This is a genomic window from Lachnospira multipara LB2003 (assembly GCF_000702205.1).
GTDB classification, from domain to species: Bacteria; Bacillota; Clostridia; order Lachnospirales; family Lachnospiraceae; genus Lachnospira; species Lachnospira multipara_A.
Map to the genome: position 1 here is coordinate 141,713 of NZ_KL370871.1, position 17,398 is coordinate 159,110.

13 protein-coding genes are annotated in these 17,398 nt (G+C 33.1%); 4 read left to right on the forward strand and 9 right to left on the reverse strand.

The features are described 5' to 3' along the window. Positions 1 to 96: 96 nt before the first annotated feature. The 4 genes from T537_RS0110150 to T537_RS0110165 form a co-directional block, all read right to left on the reverse strand. Positions 97 to 366, reverse strand: coding sequence for a hypothetical protein (locus T537_RS0110150; RefSeq protein ID WP_027438915.1), 270 nt, complete (start codon positions 364 to 366; stop codon positions 97 to 99). A 73-nt stretch (positions 367 to 439) separates the two neighbouring features. Further along, positions 440 to 2,983 carry an ATP-dependent helicase gene (locus T537_RS0110155; protein ID WP_027438914.1) on the reverse strand — a complete coding sequence of 848 codons (2,544 nt, stop codon included), beginning with the start codon at positions 2,981 to 2,983 and terminating at the stop codon, positions 440 to 442. Positions 2,984 to 3,124: 141 nt separating this feature from the next. Further along, positions 3,125 to 4,096 carry an SPFH domain-containing protein gene (locus T537_RS0110160; protein WP_027438913.1) on the reverse strand — a complete coding sequence of 324 codons (972 nt, stop codon included), beginning with the start codon at positions 4,094 to 4,096 and terminating at the stop codon, positions 3,125 to 3,127. A 19-nt stretch (positions 4,097 to 4,115) separates the two neighbouring features. Continuing rightward, complete coding sequence (locus T537_RS0110165; protein ID WP_027438912.1) at positions 4,116 to 4,802, reverse strand: PspA/IM30 family protein; 687 nt, start codon at positions 4,800 to 4,802, stop codon at positions 4,116 to 4,118. Positions 4,803 to 5,095: 293 nt separating this feature from the next. On the opposite strand from T537_RS0110165, the gene T537_RS0110170 reads away from it, so the two are divergent. Continuing rightward, positions 5,096 to 5,773, forward strand: a complete 678-nt coding sequence (locus T537_RS0110170) for a DUF1836 domain-containing protein (protein ID WP_027438911.1) — start codon at positions 5,096 to 5,098, stop codon at positions 5,771 to 5,773. A 67-nt stretch (positions 5,774 to 5,840) separates the two neighbouring features. Here T537_RS0110170 and T537_RS0110175 read toward each other — a convergent pair whose 3' ends face one another. The 3 genes from T537_RS0110175 to T537_RS0110185 all read right to left on the reverse strand — a co-directional run bounded on the left by T537_RS0110175 (position 5,841) and on the right by T537_RS0110185 (position 10,141). Then, a complete protein-coding gene (locus T537_RS0110175; RefSeq protein ID WP_027438910.1) occupies positions 5,841 to 6,146 on the reverse strand; it encodes a YerC/YecD family TrpR-related protein in 306 nt (101 codons plus the stop codon). 123 nt (positions 6,147 to 6,269) lie between these two features. Next, entirely contained in the window at positions 6,270 to 7,361 is a 1,092-nt protein-coding gene (locus tag T537_RS0110180; RefSeq protein WP_031557713.1) for a transglutaminase domain-containing protein, read from the reverse strand. Positions 7,362 to 7,435: 74 nt separating this feature from the next. Beyond that, the gene (locus tag T537_RS0110185; RefSeq protein ID WP_031557715.1) at positions 7,436 to 10,141 is read right to left on the reverse strand and encodes an ABC transporter ATP-binding protein/permease; all 2,706 of its coding nucleotides are present in this window, start codon (positions 10,139 to 10,141) and stop codon (positions 7,436 to 7,438) included. Between the two features lie 214 nt (positions 10,142 to 10,355). On the opposite strand from T537_RS0110185, the gene T537_RS0110190 reads away from it, so the two are divergent. After that, positions 10,356 to 11,510, forward strand: a complete 1,155-nt coding sequence (locus tag T537_RS0110190; protein WP_031557717.1) for a cell wall hydrolase — start codon at positions 10,356 to 10,358, stop codon at positions 11,508 to 11,510. 135 nt (positions 11,511 to 11,645) lie between these two features. Beyond that, positions 11,646 to 12,131 carry a hypothetical protein gene (locus T537_RS0110195; protein ID WP_031557719.1) on the forward strand — a complete coding sequence of 162 codons (486 nt, stop codon included), beginning with the start codon at positions 11,646 to 11,648 and terminating at the stop codon, positions 12,129 to 12,131. A gap of 390 nt (positions 12,132 to 12,521) precedes the next feature. On the opposite strand, the gene T537_RS0110200 is transcribed toward T537_RS0110195, so the two are convergent. Continuing rightward, on the reverse strand, positions 12,522 to 14,201 hold the full coding sequence (locus tag T537_RS0110200; protein WP_031557721.1) for a glycoside hydrolase family 43 protein: 1,680 nt from the start codon (positions 14,199 to 14,201) through the stop codon (positions 12,522 to 12,524). A 233-nt stretch (positions 14,202 to 14,434) separates the two neighbouring features. On the opposite strand from T537_RS0110200, the gene T537_RS12540 reads away from it, so the two are divergent. Continuing rightward, positions 14,435 to 15,610, forward strand: coding sequence for a hypothetical protein (locus T537_RS12540; protein WP_051637219.1), 1,176 nt, complete (start codon positions 14,435 to 14,437; stop codon positions 15,608 to 15,610). Between the two features lie 71 nt (positions 15,611 to 15,681). On the opposite strand, the gene T537_RS0110215 is transcribed toward T537_RS12540, so the two are convergent. After that, on the reverse strand, positions 15,682 to 17,268 hold the full coding sequence (locus T537_RS0110215; RefSeq protein ID WP_027438905.1) for a tetratricopeptide repeat-containing diguanylate cyclase: 1,587 nt from the start codon (positions 17,266 to 17,268) through the stop codon (positions 15,682 to 15,684). Between the last annotated feature and the right edge of the window lie 130 nt (positions 17,269 to 17,398).

The window sequence follows — 17,398 nt, forward strand, 5'->3', positions numbered from 1 at the left end:
AATTATCTCTTAAATCAACAAAAACATATTATCATAAAAAAACTCTTTCTATCAACAGATAGAAAGAGTCATTTCGCATTTCTAATGTGTTATCAATTATTCATCTAGTTCAAAATCATCGTCATCGAAATCATCATCGAAATCGTCATCATCGAAGTCATCATCAAAATCATCTAAGTAATCTGGTGTAAAATATCTATAAATTGCATATGCAATAGCAGCTATAGCAACTACTGCTCCTAAAATAGCAAGTACAACAACTGCAATATTAACCTTCTTACTTTTCTTAACTTCAACATCCTTCTTGCGTAGGATATCGCTAAGCTTAGAAGCGGCTATAATCTCCTCAATCTTATCCTTACTCATAAGTCCTCTCCTTTCAATCACGATCAACGTTTACTAGAATTATATCACAGTAATTTTAAACATGCAATAAACTTTACTTTAACTTCAATTTAGCAAACTGGCTAAGCATTCTCTTAGTACCAAATTCATCAAAATCTACTGTTACCATAAAATCTCTAGGTGATTCTTCAATAGCACGTACAATACCTTCACCAAACTTTGTATGGCAAACCCTGTCACCAACCTTATATCCAAGGCTTTCAATTCCACCAAGTCCTGTACTTGGGCCTTCTCCACTTGTTTTAAAAGCGCTAGCACTAGTACTTCTTTTGTGTGCCGAATCCTTCTTTAAATCAAATAAATCCATTGGGAATTCCTTACCAAAGCCCACCTTATTATTAGGCTTAGAAAGATTACCAGCTCTTATATCACTAGCATATTCACTATATCCTGTTTCCTTCTTTCTATAACCAACACCATTAGGCTTAGCACTGCCATAATCAGTTTTAAAAGATCTATTCTGATTTCCGTAGGCTCTTCCAATTGTAACTCTCTTACTTTCATAATCTGAGCTTACTTTACCGCTTCCATATGCAGATAGCATACTCTTACCAACGGCTCTAAAGTTAGTTCTATTAGCTGATGAATAATCTTCATCTCCACCAAATTTAATTGTTTTATTAGAATATCCCTGACAGTTATTCTCAGTATTAAGATATTCTTTAGGAATTTCTCCTATAAATCTAGAAACCTTACAGCTTTGAGTTTCGCCTCTAATCATACGCATCTTAGCAGCTGATAGGAAAAGTTCTTTCTTAGCTCTTGTTATACCAACATAGCAAAGTCTTCTCTCTTCTTCAATTTCAGTTGGATCATCACTTGTAATTGTCATATAACTTGGGAATAAACCATCTTCCATACCTGTCATATATACAATAGGGAATTCAAGACCCTTAGCTGAATGAAGTGTCATAAGCATAACCTGTTTTTCAGATTCATCTAAATTATCAATATCTGCAATTAAGGCTACTTCTTCAAGGAATCCATTAAGAGTAGCTTTAACACCCTCTTCCTCACATGCATTCTCATATGATACAACCTTAGTTACAAGTTCGTTAATATTCTCCTTACGAGCCTCAACTTCTTCTCTTTCTTCCTTCTCAAGTAAGCTATCTATATATCTTGTCTCTTCTAGTATCTCTTCAATTAATTCTCTAAGACTGATTTCTTCAAGTCTTTCTCTAAATTTTTCAATAAGATCTGTAAATGGCTTAATCTTATTAGCTCCACGTTTAACTGTAGCTATATCATCAATATTCTTTAGAGCGTCCCAGAAAGTCATTTCATTAACATCAGCATATTCAGAAATATTGGCAATTGTAGTATCACCAATTCCCCTCTTAGGAATATTAATAATTCGTTTAATAGCTTGGGCATCACTAGCATTATCTATAGTCTTTAAATAACTAAGAATATCCTTTATTTCCTTTCTTTGGTAGAAACTAACACCACCATAAATTCTATAAGGAATATTACGCATAAGTAATTTTTCTTCTAATACACGGGACTGGGCATTAGTTCTATAAAGAATAGCTATATCATTATAATCCCAACCATCTCTTACCTTCTCAGCTATAGATGCTACAACGCCTTCAGCCTCAGCAAAGCCTGAATCATATAAAGAAAAATTAACTAAATCACCTTCTCCATTCTCAGTCCATAAAGCCTTATCCTTTCTACCATAATTATTCTTAATTACAGCATTGGCAACATTAAGAATAGTCTGTGTTGAACGGTAATTCTGCTCTAGCTTAATAACCTTAGCTCCATCAAATGTAGATTCAAAGCTAAGAATATTAGTAATATTAGCACCTCTAAATTTATAAATACTCTGGTCATCATCACCAACAACGCATAAATTGCGATATTTATCAGCAAGTAAGCTAATAAGTCTAAACTGGGATGTATTAGTATCCTGATACTCATCAACCATAATATACTGGAATCTCTCCTGATAATAAGCTAATACTTCCTCATCCTTCTCAAAAAGCTCAACAGTCTTATAAATAATATCATCAAAATCAAGGGCATTATTAAGACGTAACTGCTTCTGATATTCCCTATATACATTAGCAATACGCTTGCCATTATAGTCTCCGCCTACGTTTCTTTCATAGTCAGAAGGACTTTGTAATTCATCCTTAGCCTTAGAAATTGCGCTCATTATAGAACGCTCCTTAAGCATCTTAGTATCTATATTAAACTTCTTACAGATATCCTTAATTACACTTTTTTGATCCTCTGTATCATAAATTGTAAAATTAGTATTGTATCCAATTCTATCTATATATCTTCTTAAAATACGTACACATGTTGAATGGAAAGTAGATACCCATACCTTACCTGCATTAGCGCCTACTGCTGCATCCACTCTTTCCTTCATCTCTCTAGCGGCCTTATTAGTAAATGTTATAGCTAAAATATTATAGGGTTCAACACCACAATCATCTATTAAGTACGCAATTCTACTTGTTAAAACCTTAGTCTTACCAGAACCAGCCCCGGCAATAATAAGTAAAGGGCCATCTACAGTTTCAACTGCCTTTTTTTGCATTCTATTAAGTCCACTTAAATTCATAATTACCTCTCAAAATTTCTTTATACACAAAAATTATTATATCATAAAGCCTTATATAAAAGAACATTTTTTCGAAAAAAAAGGAATCTCTCATGTCTAATTACATAAAAGATTCCTTAATAAGTTGCTTTATATTATTTTTTAGAAAAATTTTGTTCCGCAGTTTCCACAAAATCTTGTTCCTGTTGTCTTAGTTCCACAATTAGGACAGAACTTAGGTATAGAGCCGACCTGATCGTTATTAATATCAGCCATTGCTCCATTGCCTTCCTTCATCTGATTTAACATCTGCTGTCCCATTGCCATTCCCATAGACATTGAAACCATATCTCCTGCAAGATTAGAAGCTGATGTTCCCTTTGTCATTCCATCAGCCATTGCCATGCTTGTATATTTATTCATATCACCAACCATAGCCTGTGCAGCTGCTTTATTCTGCATCTTAGTTATTTCTTCTGGATAAGAAACACTTGCTATATTAAAATCTGTTACTGTTAATCCAAGCTTACATAATTCCATATCAAGATCTGTCTTAATTCCTGATGAAATCTGTGAAGAATAAGCCTGAAGATTAAAAAGATCTTTACCTTCTGTTGAAATCCACTTCATAAGAAGTTTATCAACTACAGCAATAACTCTCATTCTAACATCTTCAACAGTAAACTCTGACTTAATTCCTGCAATCTTATCTATTAGTGCAAGATAATCATCCACCTTAAATGAATAATTACCAAATGCTCTAATAGGCAATCCACCTGGTAAATTCAGCTGTGGTGCTGGAAGAGCTATAGGATTTTTAGTTCCCCACTTTTCAGTAAATTCCTTAGTATTAACAAATAAAACTTCTGCTCTTAAACCACTGTTAAAACCAAACTTGAATCCCTTAAGTGTTGATAAGAAAGGAATAATATCAGTTTCAATATTATATTCTCCCTCATCTCTAAATATACCTTCGATTTTGCCATTATACATAAAAATGGCATCCTGTCCTGCTCTAAGAATTAACTTAGAACCCTTTTTTATTTCGTTATTAGACCACTTGTGAAAAATAGAATCATCTCTGTATTCTGTCCATTCCACAACATTAGCTAACTGGTTACCAAATAATCCCATATTTTCTCCTTAATGCTATTTATTGTAATCCCATAGATGCCTTAAGTGCAGCAAGTTCATCATCCACAGCACTTGTCTGTGGCTGTGCATCATATTTTGCTGTAAGAGCATCAATATCTGTGCTTTCTTCGGACTTATTTAATTCTGACATTGCATTAGCTTCATCAAGCATTCTATCTGCCTTAGCTTCCATCTTCTCAAATGCAGCCATATCTGAACTAGCTCCAACTCCCTTAGATGCTACTTTGTTTATTTTTTCCTGAGCCTTAGCTGCCTTAACCTTAGCCTTAATAGCGTCTCTTCTTGACTCTAAGCTTTCAACATCCTTTACTAACTTATCATGTAACTGACGCATCTTAACTGCATTGTCTGCTGCCACCTTATATACCTGCTCAAGTGAAGCCTGATTATTAACATATGTCTGCTTCTTCTCAAGGAAAGCTCTAGCATCTGCTTCATTACCAGCAAGTAAGGCCTTTTGTGCATATTCCTGCATTTTATCAATCTGCTGCTTGCATTCTTCTAATTCTCTCTTAGCTCTTGTCTCTTCAGCCATTACTGAAGCAGTTTCAGCCTTAACCTCACCTAAATCCTTCTCAAGATTTCTTAAATACTGATCAATCATCTTCTCTGGATCTTCTGCCTTATCAAGTAATGCATTGATGTTAGCACTCATAATATCCTTAAATCTTGTTAAAATTCCCATAATATCCTCCATATCTCCCACTAATGGGTAACCATAAGGTCATGTTTTTTTCATTATAATATAATTTTTTTATGTTGTCATTAATCTTTGTTTCTGACAAATTAAATATAACATAAAGCTAGCTTTTGCCAAATAAAACTCTTAGCACTTTAACTCATATTTTTTGCAGAAATATGCACTTTTTAAGGACAAAATATCTTCACATGGTTTTTAATACTACTTGCTAACTATTATTTTTTTCTATATAATTATTTTTGACTATGTAAACTTTGAAAGAGGGTCATTTAATTAATATGAATAACGACAATAAAGAGTTTATTAACGCTCTACTTAAAAAATTAGTAAAATTAAACTATATAAAGCCTAATGAAGTTCCTAATATTAATCTTTATATGGATCAGGTTACAACCTTTATGGACGAGCATTTAAGCGATATTAAACGTCATGAAGATGATAAGATCCTAACTAAGACAATGATTAATAACTATACTAAGAACAACTTATTACCTGCACCTGTAAAGAAGAAATATTCTAAAGAACATATCTATATTCTTACATTTATTTATTATTTCAAGAACATCCTTTATATTAGTGATATTCAAAAAATACTCAATCCATTAACAGATCGTTTCTTCGATGCTGATTCTAAGCCAGATTTAGATAGTATTTACAATGAAATTTATCTACTTGAAAAAGCTCAGATTGATTATTTATCAAAGGACGTTATTAAGAAATCAGAGGTTGCTAGCGAATCCTTTAAGGACGTTGAAGATGAAGATGAACGTGAATTTTTACAGCTCTTCTCCCTTGTATGTCTATTAAGCTTTGATGTTTATATGAAGAAGAATATCATCGAGAATTTAATTGATGACTTCAATGAAAAACAAGAAGCTAAGAAAAAGACTAAGTCAAAGACAAAGGCTGACGCAGCTAAAGAAAAAAAAGAGAAAAAAGAAAGCAAGAAAAAATAAAAACAAAAATAAAAATAAAAAGAGGACTTGTTTTATTAAAACAAGTCCTTAATTATTAAGTATCACATTAGTCTTCTTTATCAGTTAGAAGATGAAGTCTTTCAAACACTCTATCATAACCATCATTGCCGTAATTAAGTGAACGATTAACACGACTAATAGTAGCTGTTGAAGCGCCTGTCTTCTCTGCTATATCGAGATATGTCTTACCTTCTCTTAGCATCTTAGCCACTTCAAATCTCTGAGATAGAGAAAGCAATTCATTGATTGTGCATATATCTTCAAAAAATTCATAACACTCATCAATATCCTTTAGGCTTAAAACAGCATTTAATAACTGTTCTACCTCAGGTGTCTTAAGCTTATTATTCATAATGATACGTCTCCTTTATAGTTAATTCATACAAGTCAATTACTACAATAAAAGAATCAAATTATATCTCTTACTGTATAATTTTACCATGCTAAAAAGCTACAGTAAACCTATTTTTTGTTTTTATTCTGTTTTTAATGTATTTTTGCACTCTGGTAGCTTAAGTGATAAATCTCTTCTTGCATGATCTAAACTAATTGCTGTATCTGAAATATTAAAATAGGTGTATGAAGTGCCATTTGTTAACTCTGAAAGTGCGTCATCCCAAGACAAATCCACATTATAATAGTTTCCATCTATAAAAACAATGTTCCAGGCATGATTTCCACTTCCAACAACCCCAAGGCAGAAATAACAAGGTATATTTAGCTGTTGTAGTATATATTGAAATGCTCTAGAGTATCCAGCACATACACTTTGCTTGTTAACCATAACAGAATAAGCACTTTGATTCATATCAGAATCATTTACATAGGTACATATTTCCTGGATTCGCTTATAGACAAGCTGTTCTTTTTCAATATCAGTTTTTAAGCCCTGGGCTTCATTTATAATTTCTGCCACTGCCTGATAAAATTTTTGTCGGCTAGTAATTAAATTTGCTGCTGTACTGTTATATTCCGGCGAAACTGCTATTACCTTCTTAGTGCTAGTATAGTTATAATTATACTTGGTATCTATATAAAAAAGCTCTGGATGATCGCAAAATACAGCTAACATTACATTCTTAATCTGGTCTGTATTAATCTCTGCTGATAAACTAATTGACTCTTTTAATTGTGTTATTCCTTCATATATTTGGTCGTAGGCATTGGCCTCAGAACTATTTAACATAGCCCTGTAAGGATACATTTTTTCACTAAATTCATAACTACTTTTGTAATTAGTCTCATCCTTTTTAGTATCATCACTAACTTGATGTCCTACACCCTTATTTATCTCTAAATTAGCTTTTTGATTATCAGCTGTAAGTAACTTAGACTGGTCAATATAAGTCTCATTACTTACTGTTGCTAAAATCTCATCTAGATTTTGAATATCCTCTCCGGTGATTTTTTCTGGATTATCTAATTTTAGTAAGGAAGTAGTCTCCTTATCATTGCTTCCCACCTTAGTGTTATTATCTATTCCTAGCGCGCCTCTAAGAACCACTATAACAATTATTGTAGCTACAAGCACACTTACTATCTGTAACGCCTTTATATCTCTATCCATACTATCCCCTCTTTATGTAAAAAGCTTTAGACCCATAATGAATCTAAAGCTTTTGTATTACTATATTTATTATACTACTCTGATCTTAATGCTACAACTGGATCTTTCTTAGCAGCCATCTTAGCTGGTACAAGTCCTGCAATAAATGTAAGAACCATGCTAATTATAATTAATATAATTGCGCCGTTTACTGGTAATTTAGCCACATTTGAAATTGTTGTCACATTGTAAATTATGGCATTAGCTGGAATGCAAAGTAATAATGTAATTAATATACCAAGAGTACCTGATACAAATCCCTCAATAAGAGTCTCTGCGTTAAATATTCTTGATACATCTTTCTTAGATGCACCTATACTTCTAAGCACACCAATTTCCTTTGTTCTTTCAAGTACAGAGATGTAAGTTATAATACCAATCATAATTGATGATACAACAAGTGAAATTGCTACAAATGCTATTAATACATATGAAATTGCATTAATAATTGTTGTTACACTAGACATAATAATTCCAACATAATCTGTATAGCTAATTTCATTATCTTCCTTACCTGCATCTGTCTGTGCTTTATTGTAATCCTTTATAATATTCTCAATATTTTTCTTAGCTTCAAAACCTGTTGCATAAATATCTATTCCTGATGGACTAGATAGGTCAGCAACTCCTAGTTTTGTCTTATTGCCTTCAAAACTTGCATTATTTTCCTTAGCCTTTAATACCTTAGAAAAATTCTCAATAATCTGATCTTCAGGCATAGTGCTAATCATTGCCCTTGTTGCCATTGCCTCTTCTGATGGAAGTGTTGCAATATATGCATTTACATCATCCATTGTAATTGGCTCATCAGCTGTCTTAAACTTTAAGCCAGTAAATACATCGACTTCAGGATTAGCTAACTGTTCCTTAACAATATCAGAGTCATTAACCTTATTAATGATATGTTCCATTAATTCTTTAGTATAGCCAATATTATTGTTAAGAGATGAATTTACAGCATCTTCAGATGGCTTAATAATACCAACAATCTTAATTTCCTCTGCATTATTTACAAGATTTGTCATGTAGTCTGTATCTTCTGACATATCTTCCCAGAGATTTGTGTCACTATTTTTCTTGTAATAGTCTGTTGGAAAAACAAGTTTATATGTCTTAGCTAAAACCTCATCATAGGTATAGCTTGTATTCTCTGTTTCAAATTCTTCTCCAGCCATTATTGCCTTGTAGAGCTTATTAAACTCATCCATATCTCTAAGGCCTAGAGCATAAAGAGTATAATCATCTATTTCATTATTCTCATTAACAGCTAATACTACTTCATTGTAATTTTCTGGCCACTTACCTGCTACTACATCATACTGAGAATCAAGAACCTCTTGATTTCCAAGTAACTGTGTCCATGTCTGAGTTCCACCCATACTAAACATTGTATTTGATGAACCATCTGTTCCTGTCATAGACTGACCGCCGTAAAAAGAAGATAGCATATTATTAGGATTTAACTGTGTTACTTCTTTACTTGTATCGCTTGAGTATATATTAATTGGTACATTGTAAATATATTGAATATCCTGTACATAATCCTGAATATCAGAATCTCCGCTTTCAATATATGACTTAAACTCCTTTAGGTTGTTTTTAGTAACCTTAGCAACCATAGTATTTAACATATCTGATAAGATATTATAACTATAAATTTTGTTAGCGTCTCTTTCTTCTCCACTGCCATTATCATCCGTATCACTTTGACCCATCATAGTAGAAATCATACTACTTACATCAACTGTTTCTGCCTGTAGCTGAATTGGATAACTTGCAAGAGTTTCTCTTTGAACCCTATCTATATATAACTGAACACCATTGGATATAGACATAATAAGCGCAATACCTATAATACCGATACTTCCAGCAAATGCAGTAAGTAGTGTTCTAGTCTTCTTAGTCATAAGATTATTAAAGCTTAAAGAAAGGGCTGTTAAAAATGACATGTGTGTCTTATTTTTCTTAGCTTTCTTCTCTTTCCTACTTGCCTTCTTTAATTCATCCTTTTCTTTCTTTGCTTTATCTCTTTTTGCTTGGGCATCCTTATGTGCTTCTTCATATGTGTATGGGTTTGAATCATCCATAATATTACCATCAAGTAATCTTACAATTCTTGTAGAATACTGTTTAGCAAGCTCTGGATTATGTGTAACCATAATAATAAGTCTATCTTTAGAAATTTCCTTTAAGATTTCCATAATCTGTACGCTTGTTTCTGTATCAAGTGCACCTGTTGGCTCATCAGCTAGCAAAATATCTGGATTGTTTACAATAGCTCTTGCAATTGCAACTCTTTGCATCTGTCCACCTGATAACTGATTAGGTCTTTTGTGAATTTGATTTCCAAGTCCTACCTTTTCAAGTGCTTCCTTAGCTCTTAATCTTCTCTCTTGCTTTGATACACCTGATAGTGTTAAAGCTAGTTCAACATTAGCAAGTATTGACTGATGTGGAATTAGATTATAGCTTTGAAAAACAAAACCAATAGAATTATTTCTGTAACCATCCCAGTCTCTATCCTTATAATCCTTTGTTGAAACACCATTAATCTTTAAATCACCATCTGTGTACTTATCAAGGCCACCAATAATATTAAGTGTTGTTGTCTTACCACAACCTGATGGTCCAAGAATTGAGACAAACTCCGAATCTCTAAATCTTAGATTAATATCCTTTAGAGCATTAACTGTCATATCTCCAGATTTATAATCCTTACGAATATGATTTAGTTCTAACATACGTCATCCTCCTAATTTAATTAAGCGCAACTAATTTGTGTACAATTATAATATGCAGTACTTCACGTCTACTTTCAAGTATAATTTTTTTCATTCATCGCATCTTATGATTTATTTTATCACCATGTCTCTTTGCTTGCAATTTACCATTAAACAATTTATACTTATTTTGTTTTTTCATATTTTTTTAAGATTTATAATAATGGGAGGTTTTATGAAGAGGTTTACTATCTTTTTTACATCGGATAAAACGTCTTCTTTTAGAGTCTTATCAAGAGCAATTACTCTTATCTTTATAAGCTTAACTTTTTTTGCTAGTACAGTAATAGTCACTTATTTGCCATTAAGTGCTTATGCTGATACAAAATCAGATTTAGATAACGCCAATAAAGAACTAGAAGAACTAAAAAAGAGCCAGGCTAATCTTTCGTCTGAATATAGCAGATTAAACAATGAACTTACAGATGCAGGTAACAAGGTTTCATCTGTTGATGAACAAATAAAGTCTAAACAAGAAGAAATTGATGAACTTAATTCTCAAATTGATACTTTAAATGCATCAATTAACGATCAATACGAAGCCATGAAACTCCGTATTAAATATATGTACGAGAATAATAGTTCAGATTTACTAATTGAAACTATGTTAGAATCAGGAAATATGGCTGATTTTCTTGTAAAATCAGAATATATTCTAAACCTATCAACCTATGATAGAAAACAATTAGATAAACTACACGAGCAAGTTACATCTCGTAATGAAAAACTAGACTCTTTAGTTTCTGATAAGACTGAATTAGAAGGTCTAAAAACAGAACTAAGCAGTAATATGGCAAACTTAAAATCATCAATTTACAACGTACAAGCTAATTTAAATGAAGCTTCTACTAACATTTCTGATGTTGAGGCTAAATGTCTTGAATACGAAAAAAAGATTCAGGAAGAAGAAATTGCCAGACAGCTAGCAGCAATTCAGGCAATGCAGGCAGGTGATGAAATCAACTATTCTGGCACTAAACTTGATTACACACAAACTGATTTAGCTATGCTTGCAGCAATTATTGAATGCGAAGCTGGAAACCAATCCTACGAAGGCAAATTAGCTGTTGCATCAGTTATTATTAATAGAGTATTAAATCCACGTTTTGGAGATTCTATCTCATCAGTTATTTATGCCTCTGGACAATTTAGTCCTGTAGCTAGTGGTCGTTTTGCAATCGTACTTGCTAGAGGTGCTTCTGATGAATGTAAGGCAGCGGCATTAAGCGCATTAAATGGTAATCTCAACACCAGTGCTCTATATTTCCATGTTTATAGACCTGGCAAAGATGAAGGTGGAACTGTTATAGGAGACCACGTTTTCTACTAACTGCGAGAGATTCAAGTATTGTATCAATTTAATTTTAATTAAATTGATATGTAGGCTCGAGCTTGCCGAAGGCACTATAATGCGAGAGCTTCAAGTATTGTGTCAATTTATTAAATTGATATCTATGGAGGTATTATGAAAAAAGCAACTAAAGCGTCAGACAATAAATATTACATTGCAAGATACAATGCAGCTAAGACAAATCCAGATTTTGAAAGTCGTGAAGCTGCATCGGAAGTTCTTGGTATTGATAGAACAAGACTTGCAAGAATTGAACTTGGAAATGTTGAACCTTATCCAGAAGAAGTTCTTCTTATGTCAAAGCACTATAATGCACCAGAACTTACATACAACTTCTGTTCAAGTGAATGTCCTATTGGACGTTTAACAATGAAAAGCGTTGAGATCAGTTCATTTGACAGACTTTCATTAAAAATTCTTGGTTCACTAAATGACATTGATCAACTAAGAAACTCAATCATCGACATTTCAGCAGATGGAAAAGTTGATATTGAAGAATTAGAAGAATTTCAGTCAATTTTAACATCATTAGAGAATATATCAAATAACGCCAAAGCTCTTCAGCTCTGGGCAATGAAAAACATTAAAACAACTAATTAACTAGACTTACTTTAACTTATGACTATAAAAAAGCTCTAAGAAATAAACATCAGTTTATTTCTTAGAGCTTTTCTTTTATTGTATCAATTTAATTTCATTAAATTGATATGTAGGCTCGAGCCTGCCGAAGGCTCTATAATGCGAGAGCTTCAAGTATTGTATCAATTTAATTTCATCAAATTGATATGTAGGCTCGAGACTGCCGAAGGCACTATAATGCGAGAGCTTCAAGTATTGTATCAATTCAATTCTATTGAATTGATATGTAGGCTCGAGCCTGCCGAAGGCACTGCAATGCGAGAGCTTCAAGTATTGTATCAATTTAATTTCATTAAATTGATATGTAGGCTCGAGCCTGCCGAAGGCTCTATAATGCGAGAGCTTCACGAACTAGTCTTCATACTTAATATAGTCAACTGTAATGCTTCCCTTAAGCTGGTTTTTTACAAGACTATTATGGCTAATAAACATACCATTCTTAACGCCAACCCAGCGTCCTGCCTTACTCTCAGTTGCTGTAGTAAAGCCATATTTTTCTCCATCAAAACTTATTTCAAGTGTTTCTAACTCACGTGGTGCGCCATTTACCACTAGTCCTCCTTCAACATGTGTTTCTTCACCAATTCTTTTAACTGTATATCTTATATAAATCTCTTTTTCATCACTCTTAAATGAATTAAATTCCATTGGATCAAGGCTTACTGGAATATCTTCTTTACTTTCATTAGCATAGCTTACATCACAATCAAAATTCTGATTTCCAATAACCTTTCTTACAGCATAGGAATCTCCCTGCTTAGTTACACCAAGGGCTATATAATTAACTCCAAGGGCTACACATCCTGCATAATCTCCATTAGCCATATCCTTTAAGCTCATCTTAGTAACACAAGTAAATTCAGGACTCGCCCACTTAGCAAGAAGAAGATTTCTATAATCACACACTGGTCTATAAGGTGTTGTTGGAACTGCATTTAATTTGATTTTTGATTTCTCTGGCATAAATTCTATCCAGTCTTCATCTGGATTAGCATTCCACTGCCACTGTAATCCTAAATGATCCTTATCAAAATCATCATCTAAGTCTGGGGCACATATTGGGTATTTTTCCTTGTCCTCAAGTTCTTTACTTGAAACCCCAATATCTGGCTTAGTATATTCACTTACTGGAGTACCATATTCCTCTAATGGCTTACCATTTTCGTCCTTTTTAACTTCACCAATTATTGGCCAATCCTCATACCACTCCATTGGCTGTAAATGAGTAATTCTACCTGCTGCATATACATCCTGAAAATGAATAAACCAATCCTGGCCTGTTACTGTATCTACCCAAGCTCCCTGATGAGGGCCATTAACCTTAGTATCTCCCTGACGTAGTACAACCTTATATTCATATGGGCCATAAATATTCTTAGATCTAAGTACTGTCTGCCAGCCAGTCTTTACACCACCTGCTGGAGCAAAAATATAATAATAGCCATTTCTCTTATAAAGCTTTGGTCCCTCAATTGTCATTTGGTCATTTAAATTTCCATCAAAAACCTTTTTCTCTTCACCAATAAGGCTCATTCCATCTGCTGCCATTTCTACCATATGAAGCACACTCTTATAGCCAATTCTACTTTTAGCAACACCTGCTACTAAATAAGCCTTTCCATCATCATCCCAGAATGGACATGGATCAATCCAACCAGCACCTGGTCTAATATTTACAGGCTCACTCCACTCTCCATAAGGATCAGTAGCTGTTGTCATATAAATGCCTTCATCTGGCATTGGAAAGCATACAAAAAACTTGCCATCATGATATCTAATTGCTGGTGCCCACACACCACAACCATGAATAGGATTTCTATAACGAAATTCCGGAACCTTAGGCAATATATAATTTACCACCTTCCAGTTTACTAAATCCTTAGAATGTAATAATGGAAGAGCTGGAGCATTAGAAAAACTTGATGAAATCATAAAATAATCATCACCAACTCTAATTGCATCTGGATCCGAATAATCTGCATAAAGAATCGGATTTTTATATTTTCCATTCCCTAAATCTGCTAACCACATAATATAACCTCCGTCTTTTATCTTTGTATTAACCATAGATTTATATTAACCCACATCACTACAAATATCCACAACTTTTGCAAACTTATTTTCTTAAAGTACATATTTTTTGACTTTTTCCTAAAGCTTTAAGGTCTTTTGCCGATATATATTCAGTAAGAACATCTTGTGTAAGCGCTCGCATTAGGTTGCTGGCCTCATTGCTGTTACAGTCTTACGAAAGGTGGATACAAATGATAATTTCTAGCAGCAATATCGCTATGAAGTCAGACAGGTCTTATAAGAGTAGTAGTTCTTATAAAAAAGAGATAAACACTCAAATCACTGGCGCAAAATCCTCATCTCTTTTTAAGGAAGTTTATGAGAACATCAACAACTATGCTAGTGTAGAATCCTACTCTGGCAACGGTTTTGAAACACTAAACTACAACAAAAAGGCCATGTTAGAAAACATCAATGATGAAAGCAAAAAGGAACAAAAGCTTATTAACAACACTAATGACAAACTAAGTAAAAACACAAACACTTTAGAAAAAACAAATACCACAAAGACTCCATATTCCTACGCTAATTTGCAACAAAAAATTTATAGCCAAATTGTGTCATATTTGCACCAATTTATGCTTATAAGTCTTTTTTACAGGGATTATGGAAGTGACAAAGGTGTTACAAGTTTTGTAAACAATAACACCAATAATACTAATGACAACACACTTATAATGACTAATAGTGAGGATTTTCAAACATGGACAATAACTAGTCAAACAACTTACACAAGTTTAGAGACTGAAAATGTAAGCATGTCCACAACAGGTAATGTAGTTACTAGTGACGGAAATGAAATTTCCTTTAATCTTGACCTAACCCTCAGTAGGGAATTTATAAAAGTCAACGAGATTAGCAACATTACAACCTTTGACAAAGTCCTTACAGATCCACTTGTTATCAATCTAGATGACTGCCCGGTTAGCTTAACTAATCAGCATTTCTACTTTGATTTGGATAGTGATGGAGTGTTAGAAGAACACGCAAAACCAGCATCAAATACTGCTTTTCTTGCAATAGACTTAAATGATGATGGTGTTATTAACGACGGTGGTGAGCTTTTCGGAACAAAATCAGGAGATGGATTTAATGACCTTTCAATCTATGATTCTGATAACGACGGCTGGATTGACGAAGCTGACAACGTCTATTCAAAACTAAAGGTATGGGTCATTGATGAGGACGGACAATCACGTCTGCTGTCCCTAAAAGAAGCAGATGTAGGTGCAATATATTTGGGTAAAACCAAAACAGATTTTGATTTCACCAATGATACAGGAGAAAAAAATGCCCATATGCGCTCTTCAGGTGTTTTCTTACACGAAGATGGCCGCGCTGGCTTAATTTCTCAAATTGACATTTAAAACTTAATATTAAAAACCCCGTTAAGTCTTTAATTTTACTTCGCATATTAAAGAAACTAACGGGGTTTTTATTATATTTCATCTGATATTTTTACTAACTTTATATGATCTCCTAGACCACGCTTTGCCATATACATAGCCGAATCTGCTTGTGAAGAAAAATCCCAAATCTTTGTTTCCTTATTTGGAATGCCACTACAGATTCCTTGAGATATATAAACATTAGGCAAATCTCTAATTTCTGATATCTCAAGAATTGAATTTCTCATAGTTCTTGCTTTTTCTTCGATCTCTTCATCGCTATAGCCTAGATAATAAATTAGGAATTCATCTCCACCATATCTAAACGCATGAATACCATCTGTCTCCATGTTTTTTAACACAGAGGCCACAATAACCAAGCACAAATCACCAACATGATGTCCATTTTGATCATTTATATTTTTAAATTTATCTATATCAAGCATCTCCACAGCAAAATTCTTTTTTTCAATAATTGCCCTGTTAAGAAGCTCTTCCACCTTGGTATTAAGCTGCCATCTGTTAGATAGGCCTGTTAATTCATCCACTCCAATTTGCTCTTTTAAAAGTTCATTGGCTCTCTTAGAATCTTCTAAATTATTCTGAATGCTTATATATCGTCTTATAGAGCGTTTTTCAAGCATTTTGTAACTTGTTGTATATTTTCTATATCTTAATAATTCCTTATACAAAAGTTCCTTATCTTCATCTTCATCGTACAAAGAAATCTTAAAATCAACAATTCTTGATTGCAAATATACAAACTGTGTATCCTTAATGCTATTATCAAAATCCTCCACAAGGGGTATAAGAATATCTCTTCTACCAATTCTTTTTAGGAAATGTAATAGGTCAATTATATACAAGTAATAATCAATCTTATACTCTGTGTTATAGTATACATCAAGGGTTTTTCTTAGGGCTGATTCCCTTTCTTCTTCCACATTAGATGTCTTAAAAACATACATAAGCTTTATTACATAAAAATCTATACAAGGAGTTAAATCCTTTTTCTCATTTACAATTTCTTCAACCTGCTCGATTTTCTTTTTTGATTCTTGTGTTAATCCGATTTTTAAATATATCTTAGCAAGAGTTGTTAATATTACAATTTCTATACTTTTTTGTCTTGGATTACTAGCACACTTAACTATGTGATTATATGCCTTAATAGCATATTCAATAGAAATACTTGGATCCTTAATTGTATCACTTATTTCAGCATAATTAGCATATGCTAAAGCCGCAACAAAATCATCTTCTGAACTTTCAGCAATTCTAGCAGCTTCTTTTAAATTATCGAGAGCATAAATAATTTCGCCTCTTGTGGCATACAAAATACCTAAGGTATTAAGACAACCACCGCTTTTATAAGGATTATCAGACTCCTCAAACTCCCTCGCTGCCTTACTTAAATAATTTATAGAATTATCAAATTCACCCAAAGTATAATATGCATCGCCAATATAAAAGTCTGCATATCCCATTAGGTTAATATCATCTCTATCTTCTGCTAATTGTCTAAATTCACCAGCTAATTCTATAGTCTTTAATGGATCACTAAAACGAAGTTCATCCATAAATATAATCTTATCTTTTATCCCTCTATCGTAATTAAACTTCTCCAATTCTTTCATTTTTTGCCCTAATTTCTTTTTTATTTTTATATATATATGATAAACTAGTGCCCTCTTCTTAACAAGTCCAATATACGCCCATTCTTAAAAGTAACTTTCTTAATTGTTCCTTTCTACTTTTCTTTGGGCC